The organism is Dokdonella aquatica, from assembly GCF_051987395.1.
GTDB lineage: Bacteria > Pseudomonadota > Gammaproteobacteria > Xanthomonadales > Rhodanobacteraceae > Dokdonella.
Genome location: NZ_CP197094.1, coordinates 3,000,283 through 3,021,242, shown reverse-complemented (window position 1 = coordinate 3,021,242; position 20,960 = coordinate 3,000,283). Strand labels below are relative to the sequence as shown.

Annotated in this window: 16 protein-coding genes; 2 read left to right on the top strand and 14 right to left on the bottom strand. The window is 69.5% G+C overall.

Going from position 1 to position 20,960, the window contains the following annotated elements:
• Positions 1 to 8 precede the first annotated feature (8 nt).
• The 12 genes from tolA to ACQQ2N_RS13445 form a co-directional block, all read right to left on the bottom strand.
• On the bottom strand, positions 9 to 947 hold the full coding sequence (gene tolA, locus ACQQ2N_RS13500; protein ID WP_440222096.1) for a cell envelope integrity protein TolA: 939 nt from the start codon (positions 945 to 947) through the stop codon (positions 9 to 11).
• Positions 948 to 957: 10 nt separating this feature from the next.
• A complete protein-coding gene (gene tolR / locus ACQQ2N_RS13495) occupies positions 958 to 1,404 on the bottom strand; it encodes a protein TolR (protein WP_440222094.1) in 447 nt (148 codons plus the stop codon).
• A gap of 96 nt (positions 1,405 to 1,500) precedes the next feature.
• Entirely contained in the window at positions 1,501 to 2,181 is a 681-nt protein-coding gene (gene tolQ / locus ACQQ2N_RS13490) for a protein TolQ (protein ID WP_440222093.1), read from the bottom strand.
• A complete protein-coding gene (gene ybgC / locus ACQQ2N_RS13485; RefSeq protein WP_440222092.1) occupies positions 2,178 to 2,606 on the bottom strand; it encodes a tol-pal system-associated acyl-CoA thioesterase in 429 nt (142 codons plus the stop codon). Before ybgC ends, tolQ begins: the two co-directional genes overlap by 4 nt.
• The gene (gene ruvB, locus ACQQ2N_RS13480) at positions 2,599 to 3,633 is read right to left on the bottom strand and encodes a Holliday junction branch migration DNA helicase RuvB (RefSeq protein ID WP_440222091.1); all 1,035 of its coding nucleotides are present in this window, start codon (positions 3,631 to 3,633) and stop codon (positions 2,599 to 2,601) included. Before ruvB ends, ybgC begins: the two co-directional genes overlap by 8 nt.
• 109 nt (positions 3,634 to 3,742) lie before the next feature.
• Complete coding sequence (locus ACQQ2N_RS13475; RefSeq protein ID WP_440222090.1) at positions 3,743 to 5,626, bottom strand: potassium transporter Kup; 1,884 nt, start codon at positions 5,624 to 5,626, stop codon at positions 3,743 to 3,745.
• Between the two features lie 19 nt (positions 5,627 to 5,645).
• Positions 5,646 to 6,239, bottom strand: coding sequence for a Holliday junction branch migration protein RuvA (gene ruvA / locus ACQQ2N_RS13470; protein WP_440222089.1), 594 nt, complete (start codon positions 6,237 to 6,239; stop codon positions 5,646 to 5,648).
• Positions 6,236 to 6,805: a crossover junction endodeoxyribonuclease RuvC gene (gene ruvC / locus ACQQ2N_RS13465; protein WP_440222088.1), complete on the bottom strand. Its 570-nt coding sequence runs from the start codon at positions 6,803 to 6,805 to the stop codon at positions 6,236 to 6,238. Before ruvC ends, ruvA begins: the two co-directional genes overlap by 4 nt.
• A gap of 169 nt (positions 6,806 to 6,974) precedes the next feature.
• The gene (locus ACQQ2N_RS13460) at positions 6,975 to 7,601 is read right to left on the bottom strand and encodes an esterase/lipase family protein (protein WP_440222087.1); all 627 of its coding nucleotides are present in this window, start codon (positions 7,599 to 7,601) and stop codon (positions 6,975 to 6,977) included.
• Between the two features lie 22 nt (positions 7,602 to 7,623).
• A complete protein-coding gene (gene aspS, locus ACQQ2N_RS13455; RefSeq protein WP_440222086.1) occupies positions 7,624 to 9,393 on the bottom strand; it encodes an aspartate--tRNA ligase in 1,770 nt (589 codons plus the stop codon).
• Positions 9,394 to 9,510: 117 nt separating this feature from the next.
• Entirely contained in the window at positions 9,511 to 10,059 is a 549-nt protein-coding gene (locus tag ACQQ2N_RS13450; protein WP_440222085.1) for a DUF3011 domain-containing protein, read from the bottom strand.
• 70 nt (positions 10,060 to 10,129) lie between these two features.
• Entirely contained in the window at positions 10,130 to 10,453 is a 324-nt protein-coding gene (locus tag ACQQ2N_RS13445) for an FmdB family zinc ribbon protein (protein ID WP_440222084.1), read from the bottom strand.
• A gap of 157 nt (positions 10,454 to 10,610) precedes the next feature.
• Here ACQQ2N_RS13445 and ACQQ2N_RS13440 point away from each other — a divergent pair, with 157 nt between their 5' ends.
• Both ACQQ2N_RS13440 and ggpS read left to right on the top strand, forming a co-directional pair.
• Positions 10,611 to 11,828: an MFS transporter gene (locus ACQQ2N_RS13440; RefSeq protein WP_440225764.1), complete on the top strand. Its 1,218-nt coding sequence runs from the start codon at positions 10,611 to 10,613 to the stop codon at positions 11,826 to 11,828.
• A gap of 90 nt (positions 11,829 to 11,918) precedes the next feature.
• A complete protein-coding gene (ggpS, locus tag ACQQ2N_RS13435) occupies positions 11,919 to 14,330 on the top strand; it encodes a glucosylglycerol-phosphate synthase (protein WP_440222083.1) in 2,412 nt (803 codons plus the stop codon).
• Positions 14,331 to 14,369: 39 nt separating this feature from the next.
• On the opposite strand, the gene ACQQ2N_RS13430 is transcribed toward ggpS, so the two are convergent.
• A complete protein-coding gene (locus tag ACQQ2N_RS13430; protein ID WP_440222082.1) occupies positions 14,370 to 18,167 on the bottom strand; it encodes a choice-of-anchor Q domain-containing protein in 3,798 nt (1,265 codons plus the stop codon).
• A 132-nt stretch (positions 18,168 to 18,299) separates the two neighbouring features.
• Positions 18,300 to 20,882 (bottom strand): ATP-dependent chaperone ClpB, encoded by a 2,583-nt coding sequence (clpB, locus tag ACQQ2N_RS13425; RefSeq protein ID WP_440222081.1) that lies wholly within the window; start codon positions 20,880 to 20,882, stop codon positions 18,300 to 18,302.
• Between the last annotated feature and the right edge of the window lie 78 nt (positions 20,883 to 20,960).

Genomic DNA, 20,960 nt, shown 5'->3' with positions numbered 1-20,960 from the left:
GTCGATCCTTACCCGTCGTATCGGAAGTTGAAGGTGATGTCGCGTTCGAATACTTGCTGGTAACCCTCGTACGGCAGCGGCGCGGCGCGCATGACCGCCTGTTCGATCGAGTTCCTCGCGGCACCGTCGGCGTTGCATGGTGAAGCCACGCTGACCGAGAGCACGTCGCCGCCCGGGATCTGCACGATGCGCAGCGCGCAGCGCAGCCCACCCTGCGCCGATTCGGGGCGATTCCATGCGCGCGTCACGGCGGCCTGGATTGCCGCCGCGTAACGCGCACGCAGGTCGTTGTCCTGACCGTTCGCGCCGGTCTGTGCCTCTTTCGCCTCATGCTCGGCCTGCTGCGCAAGCTGTTTGGCCTGATCAGCCTTTTGTGCCTCGGCAGCGGCGGCCTGCCGGTCCTGCAACTGCTCGAGTTTCTGCTTCTCGAGCTCCGTCTTCTTGGCGGCGGCGATGCGCTTCTTGCGAATATCCTCGAGCTCCTTCTGGCGTGCCGCCTCCTGCTTTTCCTGCTCGAGCTCGATCTGGCGCTGGCGCTGCTTGGCTTCCTGTTCCTTCTTCTGCTGCTCGGCCTTCTCGGCCGCCATCGCGGCGACGCGCTCCTGGTCGACCGTGTCCTGCTTCGGCGGCGGAGGCGGCGGTTCGGGCGGCGTGGGCGTCGGCTTCGGCGCGGGCGGTTCCGGCGTCGGCGGCGGCGCGACGGGCTCGGCCAGTTTCGGCGGCTCGGGTTTCGACTCGGCTTTCGGCGGTGCCGGCTTCGCACGCGTCGCCGACGGCTTCGGCGCCGCGGTCGGACCGACCAGCGTCGCCTCGATGATCGGGCCGGGCATGACGACCGGACGCGTCTCGCGCGTCCAGAACACGCCGATCAGCGCCGCGAGCACGATCAGCGCGTGCAGCAGCAGCGAGAAGAGCAGTGCGCGGGCCTTGTCGGAAGTACTCTCCATCGCGCGTCGGTCAGCGCTTCGCCGGAGGCTGCTGGGAGACGGGCTGGCTCATGAGGCCGACCTTCGGCACGCCGGCCGACTGCAGTGCCGCCATGGCCTGGTAGATGCGGCCGTAGGCGACGCGCTCGTCGCCACCGATGAGCACCGGCACGCCGGGGTTCTGGCGCACGAACGCCGACACCTTGGTGACGAGGCCGGCCTCGTCGATCGGCTCGCGGTCGCTGCGGCCGAGCGTGAGGAAGTAGGCGCCGTCCTGATCGATGCTGACGATGACCGGTTCCTTGTCGTTCTGGATCGCGGTCGCGTTGGACTGCGGCAGCTGGATGTCGACGCCGAGGTTCATGAGCGGCGCCGTGACCATGAAGATGATCAGCAGCACGAGCGTCACGTCGATGTACGGCACGACGTTGATCTCGGCCTTGAGCTTGCGGCGCTTGCGGTAGCGGTGGCTCTGCATCAGGAGGCTCCGGCCACGCGCGTGGCCTGCACGGTCATCGTCAACGCCGTGGCGCGGCGCGCGGGGTTGCGCGCATGCACCGCGGCACCGCCGGCATCAGTCGTCGGCATGGGTCTGGCGCTGCAGGATCGACGAGAACTCCTCGAGGAAGGTCTCGTAGCGCAGGCTGACGCGCTCGACGCGGTTGGCGTAGCGGTTGTACGCCCACACCGCGGGGATCGCTGCGAACAGGCCCATCGCGGTCGCGATGAGTGCCTCGGTGATGCCCGGCGCGACCATCGCGATGGTCGCTTCCTTGACGTTGGCGAGGCCCTGGAACGCGATCATGATGCCCCACACCGTGCCGAACAGGCCGACGTAGGGGCTGATCGAGCCGACGTTGGCGAGGAACTCGAGGTTCTGCTCGAGGCGCTCGACCTCGCGCGATTGCGACACGCGCATCGCGCGCTGCGCGCTCTCGAGCAGCGTGCGCGAATCGACGCCACGGCGCTGGCGCTGGCGCGCGAACTCGCGGAAGCCCGATTCGAAGATCGCCTCGATGCCGGTCACGCGCTCGCCGCTCGCGTTGACCTCCTTGAACAGCGCGGCGAGGTCGGCACCGGACCAGAAGCGCTCCTCGAACTCGTTGGCGGTGCGGTTGGCCGCGTCGAGCATCGCCTTCTTGCGGAAGATGATGAACCACGAGGCGATCGAGAAGCCGATCAGGATGAGCATGACGATCTTGACGGGCAGGCTCGCGCCCCACATCAAGGCAAGCACGTTGAGGTCGTGGTTCATGTTTTCGCTATCTCGACCAGAAGGTTGTCGGGGATGGGTCGCGGGCGCCAGCGCTCCGCGTCGAGGCAGGCGATGCGCACGCGCGCATCGACGAGGGAAGACGGATCACCCGGTCGCAGCAGCCGCTGCACGATGCCGAAGCTCGCGCCGCGCGCCTCCTCGACGGCGACGGTCGCCTCGAGCAGGTCGTCCAGCCGCGCCGGACGGTTGAAACGCATGTCCACACGATGGACGACGAAGACGATGCCGAGTTCCTCGCGCAGCATCTGCTGGCCGAAGCCGCGCGCACGCAGCCACTCGCTGCGCGCACGCTCGAAGAACCGAAGGTAGCCGGCGTGGTAGACCACGCCACCGGCATCGGTGTCTTCCCAGTAGACGCGCACGGGCCACGAGAATGCCGGAGCGATCGTGAACGGTTCATTCATCGCCGAACAGTTCCCCGGGCTGCGGCAGGTTGCGTGGCGGCTTGAGGCCGAGGTGGCGCCAGGCCTTCTGGGTCACCATGCGGCCGCGCGCCGTGCGCACGAGGAAGCCCTGCTGGATCAGGAACGGCTCGACGACGTCCTCGAGCGTGCCGCGCTCCTCGCTGAGCGCGGCGGCCAGCGACTCGACGCCGACCGGGCCGCCATCGAAGTGCTCGATGATCGTGTTGAGCATCCGGCGGTCGAGCGCGTCGAAGCCTTCGGCGTCGACCTTGAGCATCGCGAGCGCGTCGTCGGCCACCTTCGCGGTGATGACGCCGTCGGCGCGGATCTCGGCGAAGTCGCGCACGCGGCGCAGCAGGCGGTTGGCGATGCGCGGGGTGCCGCGCGAGCGGCGCGCGATCTCGACCGCACCGTCGGCGTCGCAGGCGATGCCGAGGATCACGGCCGCACGGCGCACGATCGCGGCGAGCTCGGTCGTCGTGTAGAACTCGAGGCGCTGCACGATGCCGAAGCGGTCGCGCAGCGGCGCCGTGAGCAGGCCCGCGCGCGTGGTCGCGCCGATCAGCGTGAACGGCGGCAGGTCGAGCTTGATCGAACGCGCGGCCGGGCCCTCGCCGATCATGATGTCGATCTGGAAATCCTCGAGCGCCGGATACAGCACTTCCTCGACGACCGGCGACAGGCGGTGGATCTCGTCGACGAACAGCACGTCGCGCGGCTGCAGGTTGGTCAGCAGCGCGGCGAGATCGCCGGCGCGTTCGAGGACCGGGCCGGACGTGGTGCGCAGGCTCACGCCGAGTTCGTTCGCGATCACGTGCGAGAGCGTGGTCTTGCCGAGTCCGGGCGGCCCGAAGATGAGCACGTGGTCGAGCGCGCCGCCGCGGCGGCGCGCCGCCTCGATCGCGATGCCGAGCTGCTCGCGGACGGTTTCCTGGCCCAGGTACTCGCCGAGGCGCTGCGGACGGATGCTCGCCTCGATGAGTTCGTCGTCACGGTTGGCGCTGGCGGCGATGAGGCGATCGGTCATCGGAAGATCGGCGTGGGCGCTCGGCCGGCAGGAATGCCGGCGATTATCGTCGGGTTCGGTCGCGCGTGATAGCGGCACGCGTGCCCGCGAACGAATCTTTACGTGCAGCTCAGATCTCGACCTGCGTGCCGAGTTCGATGAGGCGGTTGCCAGGGATCTGGAAGAACGCGGTCGCCGGCGTGGCGTTGCGCTGCAGGAACGAGAACAGGCGGTCGCGCCACAGCATCATGCCCGGACGGTCGCCCGCGATGATGCTCTCGCGGCTCAGGAAGAACGTCGTGTCCATCATGTCGAACGGGAAGCTGCACTGGGTGACGCGCGCGAGCGCGCTCGGGATGTCCGGATCCTCGGCGAAGCCGTAGCGCAGGATCAGCAGGTAGAACTCGTCGGCCAGCGGGCGTACCTCGATGCGATCGCCGGATTCGGCGAACGGCTCGTCGAGGATCTCGACCGTGAGCACGACATTGCGCTCGTGCAGCACCTTGTTGTGCTTGAGGTTGTGCAGCAGCGCATTCGGCACGCCGTCGCGGTTGGCGGTCAGGAACACCGCCGTGCCGGGCACGCGCACGGGTGGATGCGCGCTGATCGAGGCGATGAACGGCCCCAGCGCGAGGCCGCCGCGGCGCACCTCGCGCAGCACGAGCTCGCGGCCGCGCCGCCACGTGATGAGGATCGTGAACACGCCGATGCCGAGCGCGAGCGGGAACCAGCCACCGTATTCGATCTTGTCGGCGACCGCGGTCAGCAGCACGACGTCGATGCCGAGGAACAGCACGCAGGCCAGGCCGACCGCGAAGCGGTTCCAGCCCCAGATGCGCCGCGCGACCACGACCACGAGCAGCGTGTTCATGAGCATCGTGCCGACCACGGCGAGGCCATACGCCGCGACGAGGTTCTCCGACGAGCGGAAGCCGATCACGGCGGCGATGGTCAGCACGAGCAGGATGCGGTTGATCCACGGCAGGTAAATCTGGCCGATCGTCTCGCGTGAGGTGTGCAGTACCTGCAGGCGCGGCAGGTAGCCGAGCTGCATGGCCTGACGCGCCATCGAGAACGTGCCCGAGATGACCGCCTGCGAGGCGACGATCGTCGCCATCGTCGCGAGCACGATCATCGGGATCAGCAGCGACGGCGGCACGAGCAGGTAGAACGGGTTCGCGGCCTTGGCCGGGTCGGCGAGCACGAGCGCGCCCTGCCCCAGGTAGTTGAGCATGAGGCATGGCAGCACGAGCGCGAACCATACGATGCGGATCGGCGTGCGTCCGAAGTGACCCATGTCCGAATACAGCGCCTCGGCGCCCGTGATCGCGAGCACCACGGCGCCCATCGCGAAGATCGCGAACTTGCCGTTGTGGGCGAAGAACACGATCGCGTGGTGCGGGCTCAGCGCACTGAGCACGTGAGGCTCCTGCAGGATGCCGTGCACGCCGAGCGCGCCGAGCGTCAGGAACCACACCAGCGTGACCGGCGCGAACACCGGTCCGACGCGGCTCGTGCCGTGCTTCTGGATCGCGAACAGGCCGAGCAGGATCAGTACCGTGACCGGCACGACGAACGGGTGCAGTTCCGGCCGGATCACCTCGATGCCCTCGACCGCCGACAGCACCGAGATCGCCGGCGTGACCACGCCGTCGCCGAAGAACAGCGCCGCGCCGAAAAGGCCGATCACCATGAGCACCCAGCGCGTGCGCACGCTCTGCACGCCGCGCTGCGCGAGCGCCATGAGCGCCATGATGCCGCCCTCGCCCTTGTTGTCGGCGCGCAGGATGAAGGTCGCGTACTTGACCGAGACGACGAGGATCAGCGACCAGAAGATCAGCGACAGCACGCCGAGCACGTTCTCGCGCCCGACCTCCACACCGTGCTGGCCGAAGGCCTCGCGGAACGCGTAGAGCGGGCTCGTGCCGATGTCGCCGTAGACGACGCCGATCGCGCCGAAGCACAGCGCGAGCAGCTTCGTGCGGCCGTGGCCGCCGGAAGACGTGGACGTCATGGAAGGATGCCTCGATGGGTCAGCGCAGCGCCGCCTTGAGCGCCTTGCGGATGATGTCCTCGGCCGTGTCGCCGGCCGCGTGCGCGTCCTTGACGAGGCGCGTGACCTCGGCGGGCTTGTAGCCGAGCGACTGCAGCGCGACGCTGGCCTCGGCCACCGGATCCTTCGGCACCTCGCCGAACGCCGTCATCGGCGCGCCGCCCGAGCCGAAACCGTCGACGCGGTCGCGCAGCTCCAGCACCATGCGCTCGGCGGTCTTCTTGCCGATGCCCGGGATGCGCGTCAGCGCGGCGTGGTCGCCGGTCTGCACGAAGCGCGCGAAGTCGTCGACGGATACGCCCGACAGCACCGCGAGCGCGATCTTCGCGCCGATGCCGCTGACCTTCTGCACGCCACGGAACAGGCTGCGCTCGGCCTCGCGCAGGAAGCCGTACAACGCGACGGCATCCTCCTTGACCGCGTAATGCGTGACCAGCGTGACCTCGCGGCCGACGTCGGGCAGGTCGTAGAACGTCGACATCGGCACCTCGAGCTCGTAGCCGACGCCGTTGACGTCGACGAGCAGCCACGGCGGCTGCTTGGTCACGAGGATGCCCTTGAGGCGACCGATCATCGGCGACGCCTCCACGAGGCGCGCGCGAGGCCGACACCGAGCAGGCTCGCACGCGTGTTCGCATGCGTGACCGCGATCGCGAGCGCGTCGGCCGCGTCCGCCTGCAACGGCCCCTGCAGGCCGAGCAGCACGCCGATCATGTGCTGCACCTGGGTCTTGTCGGCCGCACCGCCACCGACGACGGCCTTCTTGACCTCGCTCGGCGCGTACTCGGTGAGCACGAGGCCCATGCTGACCGCGGCGCAGATCGCCGCGCCGCGCGCCTGGCCGAGCTTGAGCGCCGAATCGGCGTTGCGCGCCATGAAGATGCTCTCGATCGCGACCTCGGTCGGCGCGTGCTCCTCGATGAGCGTGCGCACGTCGTCGAAGATCTGCTTGAGGCGCAGGTGGAACGTGTCGTTGCCGAGCAGGCGTATCGCACTGTGGTGCACGTGCGTCGTGCGCCCGTCGGGAGCGACGTCGATGATGCCGATACCGGTGCGCTGGCTGCCCGGATCGATGCCGAGGATGCGTACGGGCGAAGCGGTCGCGGGCGACACGGCCCGCGTGGCGAGCAGCGTCGTCATCGCGCGGCGTCCCGCATGGCGAGGCGCTGCGATCGCGCACGCACCACGCCTGCCGCTGCCCTGACGACGTCCCGCCGATCGTTCATGCCTGCCCACCGGAAGCCCGGCGCGCAGTATACGACCGCGCCGGGGCGGCCCGTGATGATCACATCGTCGGATGGCACGGTGTTCATGCCGCGGGCGGGAAGCGTCCGGCACGCAGGAACGAGGCCGTCAGCGCGGCGACTTCGTCGGAGAACACGAGGCCCGAATGCGTCGAGGCGACGATGCGGTGATCGGTCGCACCCGGCAGCTGCGTTTCCTCGACGCTGACCGTGCCGTCGTTCGGACCGTCGAAGCGGCCGAAGAAACGGCCGAGACCGAGCGGCGTGCGCCCGGCGACGATGCCGAGCTCGCGCGCACCGTCCCAGCGCTCGAAACCGCGCGTCAGGATCGGCGCGCTGCGGCCCATGACCCAGCGTGCGACCTGCACCTTGTCGACGCCACGCGCTGCCGCGCTGCCACGCAACGGTGCGCCGAGGCAGACCACGCGCCCGGGCGGAAGATCGCCACGACGCAGCAGCGTCTCGACCGCGAGCATGCCGCCGAGGCTGTGGCCGACCAGATGCACCGGGCCGTCGACCGCGCGCATGCGCGCGGCGAGGCGATCGACGGCGAGGTCGAAATCGCCACTCACGCTCGCGTAGTCGAACGATTCCAGCGACGCGAAGCCGGCCGCGCGCAGGCGCCGTGCGAACGGCGCCATCGTGAAGCCGCGCATCCAGATGCCGTGCAGCAGGACGACGTGGTCGTTCACGCGCGGGGTCCGTCGCCCCGGATCAGGCTTTCTTGTCGGGTTCGACGACCTGCACGTGCAGCTCGCGCAGCTGCGCCGCCGGGATCGGCGACGGTGCCGAGGTCATGAGGCACTGCGCGCTCGCGGTCTTCGGGAACGCGATGACGTCGCGGATCGACTCGGTGCCGGCCATCAGCGCGGCGATGCGGTCGATGCCGAACGCGATGCCGCCGTGCGGGGGCGCCCCGAAACGCAGCGCCTCGAGCAGGAAACCGAACTTGGCCCTGGCCTCCTCGGCACCGATGCCGAGCAGCTCGAACACCGCGCTCTGCATGTCGCTGCGGTGGATGCGGATCGAGCCGCCACCGATCTCGTTGCCGTTGAGCACCATGTCGTAGCCGCGCGAGACCGCGTGCGCTGCGTTCGCATTGAGGTCGGCGACGTCGTCGATCTTCGGCGCCGTGAACGGATGATGCAGGGCGACGTAACGGCCCGCTTCGGCGTCGTACTCGAACATCGGGAAGTCGACGACCCACAGCGGGCGCCAGCCTTCGGCGACGACGCCGAGGTCGCGCGCGACCTTGAGGCGCAGCGCGCCGAGCACATCGCAGACCACCTTGTAGCTGCCTGCACCGAACAGCACGAGGTCGCCGTCGGCGGCACCGGTCGCGGCGAGCACACCGTCGAGCGCGGCATCGTCGAGGAACTTGGCGACCGGCGAGTTGATGCCGTCGCGACCCTTGGCGCGGTCTTCCACGCGCATCCACGCGAGGCCCTTGGCGCCGTACTTAGCGGCGAGCTGGCCGAGATCGTCGATCTGCTTGCGCGAGAACACCGCGCCGCCCGGCACACGCAGCGCGGCGACGCGGCCGGCCGGATCGTTGGCCGGTTCGGCGAACACCTTGAACTCGACATGGCGCACGTGCTCGGCGACGTCGACGAGCTCGAGGTCGATGCGCAGGTCGGGCTTGTCCGAACCGTAGCGGCGCATCGCCTCGGCGTAGGTCATGCGCGGGAACGCCGCGTCGAGCTCGACGCCGGCGACCTCGCGGAAGATCTCGCGGATCATGCCCTCGACGGCATCCTGCACGTCACGCTCGCCGACGAACGCGAACTCCATGTCGAGCTGGGTGAATTCGGGCTGGCGATCGGCGCGCAGGTCCTCGTCGCGGAAGCAGCGCGCGATCTGGTAGTAGCGGTCGAAGCCGGCCACCATGAGCAGCTGCTTGAACAGCTGCGGCGACTGCGGCAGCGCGAAGAACTCGCCCGGATGCACGCGGCTCGGCACGAGGTAGTCGCGCGCGCCCTCGGGCGTGGCCTTGGTCAGGATCGGCGTTTCGAGGTCCTGGAAGCCGCGCGCGTCCAGCCAGCGGCGCAGCGCCGCGACGAGGCGCGTGCGCATGCGCATCTTGCGCTGCATGTCCGGGCGGCGCAGGTCGAGGTAGCGGTAGGTGAGACGCGTCTCCTCGCTCGGGTTCTCGTGCAGCGCGAACGGCAGGTTCGCGGCCGCGTTGAGGATCTCGATGCGCGCGGCGAGCACTTCCACCTGCCCGCTGCGCAGCTTCTCGTTGGCGGCGATGCGGCGGCGCACGTCGCCCGACACGCTCACGCAGTATTCGTAGCCGAGCTCGCCGGCGACCGCGAAGGCCTCGGCCGACTCGCGCTCGACGACGATCTGCACGACGCCCTCGTGATCGCGCAGGTCGACGAACGCGACGTGGCTCTGCAGGCGGACCGTATCGACCCAGCCGCACAGCGTGACGGTCTGCCCGACCAGGGATTCGTCGACGAGGCCGCAAAAATGACTGCGCATGGGGAACGGTGGCTCCGGGGAAAGGCGCGGAATGCTATAGCCGATGTTGCGACACCGCAAACGAGAACGCCCGCCTTGCGGCGGGCGTTCCGTGCATCGTCGGTGCGTGGCGCGGGCTCAGCGCCAGCGACGGCCCACCGAGAAGAACGCGGCGCAGCCGCGGTCGACCCACACGCCGGCGCGGTTGTAACCCCAGGTGCGGCCTTCGATGCACGCCGTGTCGGACAGCTGACGCTCGATGCGCACGCGACCGGCCGGACCGATGTCGACCTGGCAGAAGCGGTAGCGGAAGTCGCTGCTCGAGCACGACAGGCGGATCTCGCGATCCCAGTCGGGACCCGGCGCCCAGCCGCCCGGACCACCCGGTCCCGGACGACCGCCGCCACGACCGGCCTCGACGAATACGCCGGCACAGCCGCGGTCCACCCAAAGGCCACGGCGATCGATGCCCCAGGTCTGGCCACGCACGCAGCGCGCGCTCGACGTCTGGCGGGCCAGGTCGGCCTCGCGCCACGACACGTCGCAACGGGTCAGGCGGTAGTCACGGCTGTTGCACTCGACGCGGTCCGGGCCGTAGCCACCGCGCGGCGGCTGCGCCTCGGCCTGCTGCGGCATCGCCGCGAATGCACCGGCCACGACCAGTCCCAAAGCTGCCCAAGTCTTCATCGCGTCCCCTCTCCTTCAAATGTTCGTGAACAGAAGTAGTGTAGGCAGACGAAACCTGAACAGCTGCGTATCAGGATGCGGGCGTGTCGCTCTTCGGCGCGGGCTTGGCAGGCTCAGTCTTGGGCGACTCCTTCGGCGCGTCGCCACCCGACGAGGTCGCGGACGACGATCCGCCCTCTTCCTTGCTCGTGAGGTTGCGCTTCTTGTCGCCGTCCTTCTTGAAGTCGGTCTCGTACCATCCCGAGCCGGACAGGCGGAACGCCGGCGCGGTCAGGCAGCGCTTCACTCCGGTGCCGCCGCACTCGGGGCAGTCGGTCGGATCGGGATCGGACAGCTTCTGCAGGCGCTCGAAGCGGTGGCCGCAGGCGGGGCATTCGAATTCGTAGATCGGCATGGCGTGTCCGTGCGTTCGCGTGTTCGGTTCTTCGGGGCGGCGCGCGACATGGTGGCACGCCGAGTACTTTCAACCGGGGACGGCGAGCATGACGCGTCGCAACATTCCGTGCTAGGGTAAAAACCCACCTACGAAAGACGGACCGATGCTGGCGTTGATCGCCCCATTGTCCGCGCTGCTCGGCGGCGTGGCGTTACTTCTTCTCGGCAGCGGGCTCTTCGGTACGCTGCTCGCGGTACGCGGAGGCCTCGAGGGCTTCAGCGCGCAGACGATCGGCCTGATCTCGTCGGCCTACTTCGTCGGCTTCTTCGGCGGCACCTTGTTCGCGCCTGCCCTGATCCGCCGCATCGGCCACATCCGTGCGTTCGCGTTTGCGGCCGGCGCCACCGGTGCACTCGTGCTGCTGCACGCGATCCTCGTCGATCCTCTCGCCTGGGTCGTGCTGCGTATCGGCGTCGGTGCGATGCTGGTCGTGCTCTACACCGTGATCGAGAGCTGGCTCAATGCGGCCGCGCCGACCGAGCGCCGCGCGCAGGTGTTCGCGACCTACATGCTGGTCAACCTCGGTGCGCTCGCGATCGGCCAGCAGTTCCTGCGCCTCGCCGATGCCGGCGGCTTCGTGCTGTTCGCACTCGTCGCGATGCTGGTCTCGCTCGCGGTCATGCCGGTCACGTGGACGCGCCTCGGCCAACCCGCGCAACCGACCGCGACACGCCTCGGCGTGCGCGAACTCGCGCGCATCGCGCCGTCGGCGATCTTCGGCACGCTGGCCTCGGGTTTCGCGCTCGGCGCGTTCTGGGGCCTCGGCCCGGTCTACGCGGCGCGCATCGGCCTCGACGAAGGCGGCGTCGCGACGTTCATGAGCTGGACCATCGTCGGCGGCGCCGCGCTGCAGCTGCCGCTCGGCCGCCTGTCCGACCGCATGGACCGCCGCAGCGTGCTCGCCGCGAGCGGTGCCGGCGCCGCCGTCGCCGCGCTGCTCGTGCTCGCGCTCGGCGACGGCATCGCGATGCTCGTGGCGATGTTCGCGTTCGGCGGCTTGTCGTTCGCGGTGTATCCGCTCGCGGTCGCCCACCTCATCGATCGCATTCCCGTCGATCGCGTGCTCGCCGGCAGCAGTAGCCTGCTGCTCGTGCACGGCGTCGCCTCGGCGATCGGCCCGCTGCTCGCCGGTTTCCTCATGACGCGCAGCGGCACGCCCGGTGCGCTGCTCGTGTACTCGAGCGCGGTGTTCGGCCTCATGGCCGCCTACGTCTGGCAGCGTCGCGCGCGCCGCGACGAGGCCGCGCACGACGCGAACTTCCTGCCGATGCTGCGCACGACGCCGCAGGCGCTCGAACTCATGCCCGCCGCGCGCGACGCGCGCGAGCCCTGACCGCCCGGCGCGGTCACCACGCCCGCCCGGGTGGGCGGTGCCGTCGCTCGTCTGCATTCCCTCTCCGTTCCATCCAGCAAAGGAGCCGTCTTGGCCATCGATTTCCATCCCGACACCCTCACCCCAGCCCTTCCCTTCTCGTCGCGCAAGCGCCTCGTGCTCGCCACCGATCTCGACGGCACGTTCCTGGCCGGCGATTCCGCGCAACGCACCCAGCTCTACCAGACGCTCGCGCGCCGCGACGACGTCACCCTCGTCTACGTGACCGGCCGCGGCCTCGAGGCGGTGTTGCCGCTGCTCGCCGATCCGATCCTGCCGCGCCCGCGCTACATCGTCTGCGACGTCGGTGCGACCGTCGTCGACGGCACCACGCTGCAGACGGTGCAGCCGTTGCAGGCCTCGATAGAGGCACTGTGGCCGGGAGAGCACGCCGTCGCGCGTGCCGTCACCGGTATCCCCGGCCTCGAACGCCAGGACGTGCCGCAACAACGCCGCTGCTCCTACTTCTGCGACGAGGCCGCGATCGGCCAGGACCTCCGCGACGCCGTCGCGGGCATCGACTGCGACCTGCTGTTCTCGGCCGGCCGCTACCTCGACGTGCTGCCCAAGGGCGTGGACAAGGGGCGCACGCTGCGCGCCCTCGTGCAGCACCTCGGCGTCGATCCCGCGCACGTCCTCGTCGCCGGCGACACGCTCAACGACCTGTCCATGTACCGCGAAGGCTTCCGCGGTGTCTGCGTCGGCGATTCGGAACCCGCGCTGCTCGCGGCGACGCACGGCCAGCCGCACGTGCTGCATGCCGATACGACCGGCTGTGGCGGCATCCTCGAGGCGATCGCGCATTTCGGCATGCTCGATGCTGCGACATTCATGCCCCAGCCGAGCGACGCACCGGCCGGCCGTGCCGATCTCGTCATCGTCTACCACCGCCTGCCGTACGAGGAAGTGCTCGCGAACGGCCGCATCGAGCGCCGCCCGCACCGCTCGCCGAACGGCATCATCCCGACCCTGCTGTCGTTCTTCGGCGATGGCCGCGAAGGCTCGTGGATCGCGTGGACCGGCCAGTCGACCACGCACCCCGACTACCGCGCGCACGCGGCCGTCGACCTCGAGCGCTACCCGAACCTGCGCACCGCACTCGTGCCGCTCACGCCCGACGACATCGACGTGTTCTACCGGCGCTTCTCGAAGGAGGCCTTCTGGCCGCTGCTGCACACGTTCTGGGAGCGCGCGCAGTTCCGCGACGACCACTGGCAGGTGTTCCTGCGCGTGAACCGCGCGTTCGCCGAAGCCGCCGCGCGTGAGGCCGCGCCCGGTGCGACCGTGTGGATCCACGACTACAACCTGTGGATGGTGCCGGCGTTCCTGCGCGAGGCGCGCCCGGATGTGCGCATCGCATTCTTCCACCACACCCACTTCCCGTCGGCCGACGTATTCAACGTGGTGCCGTGGCGCCGCGAGATCGTCGCGAGCCTGCTGCAGTGCGACTACATCGGCTTCCACGTGCCGCGCCAGGTCGAGAACTTCGTCGACGTCGCACGCGGCGCGCTGCCGGTCAAGGTGACGCGCCGCGAAAGCTGTGCGCCACGCTTCCTTACCTACGGCTGCGCGGTCGGACTCGACCGCTACACGCGCGGCATCGAGGCCGGCGGACGCGAGGTGCGCCTCGGCGCACATCCGGTCGGGCTCGATGTCGCACGCGTGCGCGACGTGCTCGCGCGCGACGACGTGAAGCAGCGCACCGGCGTGCTGCGTCGCTCGCTCGAGGGCCAGCACGTGATGCTGTCGGTCGAGCGCCTCGACTACACCAAGGGCACGCTCGAGAAGCTGCTCGCCTACGAGCGCCTGCTCGAGACCTCGCCGGACCTGCACCGCGCGGTCACGCTCGTGTGCATCTGCGTGCCGGCGTCCGGCGGCATGGGTGTCTACGACGAACTGCAGACGCAGATCGAGCAGGTCGTCGGCCGCATCAAGGGGCGTTTCTCGCAGGTCGACTGGACGCCGCTGCAGTTCTTCTTCCGGCCGCTGCCGTTCGACGAGCTCGCCGCGTGGTACGCCGTGACCGACACGATGTGGATCACGCCGCTGCGCGACGGCCTCAACCTCGTCGCCAAGGAGTACGTCGCCGTGCAAGGCCTCACCAGGGGCCGCGGCGTGCTGCTGCTGTCGGAGTTCGCCGGCGTCGCCGCCGAGCTCAAGGGCGCCGTGCTGACCAATCCGCACGACATCACCGACCTCGTCGCGCAGGCACGCCACGCGATCGGCATGAACCGCCACGAGGCGCGCAGCCGCATGCGCCAGATGTTCGACATCGTGCAGCACCGCGACATCGCCCGCTGGGGCCGCGAGTTCCTCGCCGCCGTGCGTGGCGAACCCTCGGCGACCGCGACGCGCTTCACGCGTGCGGCCACGAACGACGCCGTGCCACGTACCGAGGCACGCAAGGCCGTCCTGGCCGATCCTTTCGCGGCGCACGTCGACACGCCGCCGGCAACGCCGTAACCGGCATCACCGCCCGGCGGGATCCCGCCGGGCGGTGGATCAGGGATCGAAGCCGTCGGCGAAGATGCGCTCGATGCACGTCACGACGACGTCGTCGATGCCGCTTCCCGCGACCGTGCCGCTGCCGCCCTGCACGCTGCACACCTGCGCCGGTGACGACGGCTGCGAAGCGATCGCGACCGTGTACGGCGTGCCGCTCGCGAGCGGCTGCGCGAACGCGAACGGACCATCCGCGGAGACCGCCTGCGTCTGTGCGCCGCCGTTGAGCGACAGCACGAGTCCACTGCCGGCGAGTCCGATGACGCTGCCGCCGATGCCGAACATTTCGGTCGTGCAGGTGACCTGCACGTTCGTGACATCGGCCGAGCCGACGTTACCCGACCCGGCGGCGACCGAACACGTCTGCCAGGGGGCAGTCGGCGACGCCGAGACGACGATCTCGTACTCGCCGTTGCGTGGCAGGCGGCTCGTGAACGCGAACGGGCCATCGGCGGCGATCGGCAACACCTCCGTGCCACCATTGAGTTCGAGTGACATGCCCTCGCCGATAAGTCCCGACACGGCTCCTGCCACCGCGTAGCCGACCTGGCTCTCGGTCGCACCGATGTCGCAGAGCATGCCGTCGGGTCGTGGGCGGCCTCGCTGGTCGACATGGATCGAACCGTTGCACGCCAGCACGTCGACGAGCGCACTGCCCACGCCCGGCAGGCGCGTGCGCGTCGGCCCGCCGTTGTCGGCGAGTGGTTGCAGGTGGGGATTGCCGATCGCGAGTCCGCTACAGCTCGTGTCCCCCCAGGCGAGGTTACCGCCGTCGTCGGTGAGGGCTCCGGTGCACGTGGACGATCCCGTGCCCGTGACGACGCTGCGCGACAGCCTCAGCGAGCGTGCGTTGGCGAGCGCGGCACCGCTGGGCGCCACATTGTCGGCCACCGTGGCCTGCCGCAGGTCGACGATCGCGCCATTGACGTTCGCATTGTGCACGCCGCCACCCGAGACATTCGCGACATTGCCCGAGAGCGTCGCGTTGGTCAGCGTCACCGACACCGTGTTCGACAGGCCGCCGCCGGACGCCGCGGCCGTGTTCGCGGCGAGCGTCGAGGCCGCGACATCGAGGAAACCCTCGTTGCGAAGGGCGCCACCGTTGGCCGTGGCGGTGTTCGCCTCGAACGTCGAGCGCGCAACGGTTGCGGCGAGGCCGTTGAACAGCGCGCCACCGTTCGCGCCGCGGTTGCCCGTGAAGTGCGATGCCTCGATGTCGAGCAGCGCGAGGCTGTGGATCGCGCCGCCGTTGCCGCCGGCCTCGTTGTTCTCGAAACGCGTGTGGCGAACGGACAGTTCGTTCTGGATCGGCGCGGCGATCGCACCGCCGGAACCGGTCGTGCGCGAACCCGCGATGCGGCTGTTGCTGATCGTGACCGTGTTGTCGGTGCCGTCGATGCGAATCGCCCCACCGGCGATGCTGCCGCCATTGCCGTTGACGAGGGCGAGACCGTTGAGGTTGATGCGCTTGCCGTTGCCGAGCACGAACACGGCGCTCGCACCATGCGCGTCCACCGTCACGTCGGGCGCGCCATCACCGTCGCGATCGCCGTCGACGGTCACGTTCGAGAAGATACCGGCGATACCCCCGGCGAGCGTGATGGTGGAGATCCCCGGGGCGAACCGGACGATGTTGTGCACCGACACCGAACCGAATCCGCAGTCCGGATGCGTGGCGCCGTTCGCATTGTTGAGTGCCTCGCGCAGCGAGCACTGGCCGTCGTTCACGACGGCGTCGACGGCCGTGGTCACGAGGATCGGCTGTTCCTGCTCGACGGCACCGAGATCGCAGCCCATGCCGAGAGGGCGCACCACCCCGCGCTGATCAACGCGCCCGTTGCAGTCGGCAGCCGGCGCCGCGTCGCGTGCCGGGCTGCCCTCGCCGAGCATCATCGTCGGCGTCGTGCCGCCGTTGCGCATGAGCGGAAGCAGGCGCGGATCCATGGTCACGGTGTTCGCGGCGAGTTCGCCGATCGCGTTGTCGATGCGCCAGCGCGTGACGAGGTTGCGCGCTCCCGTCTCGGGTGCCTGGATCAGCGCCGCGCCGAGGTTCGGCATGTCGCCCTGCACCGCGACCGGGCGATCCACGACGAGGTCATTGACCGCGACGCCGTCGTCGCTGCGGCGGCTGCCCGACAGGATCGCGTAGCGCAGCTGCACGCTCGCGACATGGCTGCCGGTGAATCCGGGAGCCGCAGCATCGTCGCTCGCGTCGCCGTTGTAGGCCACGCTGTGGATCGCGCCCGCATCGGAGCCGGGCCCGCCCGATACGCGGTTGTCCGCAAGCGTCGAGAACTCCACCTGCAAGGCGCCGTTGAGGTTGAACACCGCGCCCCCGAGGCCCGAGCCATCCGGGCCCCACGCCGTCGAAGGCGGCAGGTGAGGATCACGCGTGCCGCCGCGCGCTGCATTACCGGACAGCGTCGCGTTGAGCAGGGTCACGTCGCCGGCGAGGTTGAAGATCGCGCCGCCCATGCCGGCACCGGTGGCGCGCGCGCCGTAACCGGGCGCATGACCGGATCCACCGAATCCCGAAGCACCGCAGAACGCACAGCCCAAGTTGCCGACCGAGCTGCCGCCACCACCGAACCCGCCACCGCCGCCGCTGATGAAGTCCGACTGGCCTGCGCCGCCACCGACACCACCTCCGGCCGATGCCCATCCGCCTCCCGCACCGCCCTCGCCGAACGCGCCGCCGGGCCGTGGCGTCGCCGCACCGAGTCCGCCGCGGAAACCGCCACCTGCTCCGAGCCGGTTGCCGTAGGTCAGTTGCCCGTCGCGATCGAACACCTGGAGCGCACCGCTCGCACCACCGTGTCCGGTGGTGGGCAGGATGGCCAGCGTTTCGACGGGTCCCCCCGTCGTACCGGAGGATGCGTAGCGGGTCGTATACAACGCCCCCAATCCCGACAAGCCACTGAAGTGTCCACGCGCCTCGACATCGTCCGGCGTGTCGCCGGATCCGAGCGGTACCCGTCCGCCCATGCCACCACCGCGCCCACCGCTCCCGGGGTCTGACCCCATGCCGCCGCTGCCGACGAACATGCGGCCGCAGTCGGCGGGACCACCGCGCGCCTCGTTGCCGGCGAGGACACTCGAATCGACGACGAGCGTGCCCTGGTTGAAGATCGCGCCGCCCATACCCGCACCGCCGCCGGCACGGCAACTCGAGTAGCCGCCGAGTTGGCGCCCGCCCGAGAGCACGATGCCGCGCAGCGTTAGGCGTCCCGCACCGGGCGTGTTGAAACCCGGCGTCACCGGTTCACCGAACGCGTTGGTCGCCGAAAGCCGCGCATCCGCACCGACGAAAAAGAAGCGCAGCCGACGCGTGCCGTCGGCGATCCTGAGCGTCACGCCATGGCCTTCGATCGTGATGTCGCTCGCGATCGGCGGCAGCGCGTTGGGGCCGTACCAGTAGTTGTCGGCGCGATCGGCGACGCCGTCATTCCAGCCCTGGTTCGGATACTGCGCAGCGGTCGGCTCGAACACGATGGTCTGCCGCGCGAGCGGCTGCAGGCTGATCGTGTTGGCGCCCGCGGTCGCGCCACTGCACGAGCCGCTGCCGATGTGCCTGGCCACCGAGTAGCGCAGCGGATCGAGGGTGGTCGCACCAGGCGGCGTGGCGCCCCAGGTCCCCGCCGCGTTGTTGGCGCGATTGGCCGCATCGATGGCCTGCGCGAGCGTGCAGGTGGCGACGCCTGACGCTCCGGAGGCCGTGACGTTGATCGTGCCCGCGAGGGCATGAGGCGACACCAGCGCGCCGGCGACTGCCAGCCCGACGCGAACGACACGACGCATGCGCGACTCCCCAGTCCTGCTGCAGCAGTGCGGGGACTATCGCATGCGTGCAGGGACGCGCCAACACGCGTGCGCGATCGCGGGATCGCCGGAAATGCGCCGGGCGGCACGAGGCCGCCCGACGTCACACGGCTACGGCTTCGCGAACACGAGATGCCCGCCCTCGGCCTCGACCGCGATCGTGTCGCCCGACGCGAAGCGTCCCTCGAGGATCTCGCGCGCAAGCGGATTCTCGAGCTGCTGCTGGATCGCGCGCTTGAGCGGACGCGCGCCGTATACCGGATCGAAACCGACGTTGCCGAGCAGGTCGAGGGCCTTGTCGCTGATCGACAGGCGCAGCTGGCGCTCGGCGAGGCGCTTGCCGAGGTAGTCGGTCTGGATGCGCGCGATGTGGCGGATCTGCGCCTTCTCGAGCGGCCGGAACACGACGATCTCGTCGAGGCGGTTGATGAACTCGGGACGGAAGTGCGCCTGCACGACGCCCATGACCGCAGCCTTCATCTGCGTGTACTGCGCCTCGTCACCGCCGGCGAGTTCCTGGATGTACTGCGAGCCGAGGTTCGAGGTCATCACGATGACCGTGTTGCGGAAGTCGACCGTGCGACCCTGGCCGTCGGTGAGGCGGCCGTCGTCAAGCACCTGCAGCAGGATGTTGAAGACGTCGGGGTGCGCCTTCTCGACCTCGTCGAGCAGGATCACGCTGTACGGACGACGCCGCACGGCCTCGGTCAGGTAACCGCCCTCGTCGTAGCCGACATAGCCCGGGGGCGCGCCGATGAGCCGGCTCACGGAGTGCTTCTCCATGAACTCGCTCATGTCGATGCGCACCATCGCTTCCTCGGTGTCAAACAGGAACGACGCGAGCGCCTTGCACAGCTCGGTCTTGCCGACGCCGGTCGGGCCGAGGAACAGGAACGAGCCGTTCGGCCGGTTCGGATCCGACAGGCCCGCACGCGAACGGCGGATCGCGTCGGACACGGCCTTGACCGCCTCGTCCTGGCCGACGACGCGATGGTGCAGTTCGTCCTCCATGCGCAGCAGCTTCTCGCGTTCACCCTCGAGCATCTTGCTGACCGGGATGCCGGTCCAGCGCGCGACGACCTCGGCGATCTCCTCGGCCGTGACCTTGTCCTGCAGCAGGCGGAAACCCTGCTGCTCGGTCTCGGCCGCCGCGGCGAGCTGCTTCTCGAGCTGCGGAATGCGCCCGTACTGGATTTCCGAAACCCTCGCGAAATCCTGCTGGCGCATCGCCGCGTCCATCTCGACGCGCGCGTGTTCGATCGCTTCCTTGATCTTCGTCGTGCCCGTGACGGCCGCCTTCTCGGCCTTCCAGATCTCCTCGAGGTCGGAGAAGTCGCGCTCGAGCACGTCGATCTCGCCCTCGAGGTCGGCGAAGCGCTGCTTCGACTCGGCGTCCTTTTCCTTGCGCAAAGCCTCGCGCTGGATCTTGAGCTGGATCAGGCGGCGCTCCTTGCGGTCGAGCTCCTCGGGCTTGGAATCGATCTCCATGCGGATACGGCTCGCCGCCTCGTCCATGAGGTCGATCGCCTTGTCGGGCAACTGGCGGTCCGGGATGTAGCGGTGCGACAGCGTCGCCGCGGCGACGATCGCGGGATCGGTGATCTCGACGCCGTGGTGCACGGCGTAGCGCTCCTTGAGGCCGCGCAGGATCGCGATCGTGTCCTCGACGCTGGGCTCACCGACCAGCACCTTCTGGAAACGACGCTCGAGCGCGGCATCCTTCTCGATGTACTTGCGGTACTCGTCGAGCGTGGTCGCGCCGACGCAATGGAGCTCGCCGCGTGCGAGAGCGGGCTTGAGCATGTTGCCCGCGTCCATCGCGCCCTCGGCCTTGCCGGCGCCGACCATCGTGTGCAGTTCGTCGATGAACAGGATCACGCGGCCTTCCTGCTTGGACAGGTCGTTGAGCACGCCCTTGAGGCGCTCCTCGAACTCGCCGCGGAACTTCGCCCCGGCGATCAGCGCGCCCATGTCCAGCGACAGCACGCGCTTGTCGCGCAGGCCTTCAGGCACCTCATTGTGGACGATGCGCTGGGCCAGGCCTTCGACGATCGCGGTCTTGCCGACGCCGGGCTCGCCGATCAGCACGGGGTTGTTCTTGGTGCGCCGTTGCAGCACCTGCACGACGCGGCGGATCTCCTCGTCGCGGCCGACCACGGGATCGAGCTTGCCGGCCTCGGCGCGCGCGGTCAGGTCGATGCAGTACTTCTCGAGCGCCTGGCGGTTCTCCTCGGCGTTCGCGTCGGCGACCTTCTCGCCGCCGCGCATCGCCTCGATCGCGGATTCGAGGCGCGCCTTGTCGGCGCCCGTCGCCTTGAGCGCGGCGCCGACCTCGCCCTTGTCGTCGAGCGCGGCGAGCACGAACAGCTCGCTCGCGATGAACGCATCGCCGCGCTGCTGGGCGAGCTTGTCGGTGAGGTTGAGCAGGCGGCCGAGGTCGTTGCCGACGCCGATGTTGCCTTCCTGGCCGGCGACCTTCGGCAGGCGCTCGAGCACCTGGCCGAGGCGAGTGCGCAGCGCGGCGACATTGACGCCCGACTGCGCGAGCATCGGCTGCGTCGAGCCGCCCTGCTGGTCGAGCAGCGCGGTCATCACGTGCGCGGGCTCGAGCATGTTGTGGTCGCGCCCGACGGCGAGGCTCTGCGCGTCGGCGAGGGCCTGCTGGAAGCGCGAGGTCAGTTTGTCCATGCGCATGGAGGAAAACCCTTCTGGAAAGATGGCCGGGACGATCCGGCGGATGGCCCTCAAATGTGGGCGTGCCGGCGCCGTTCC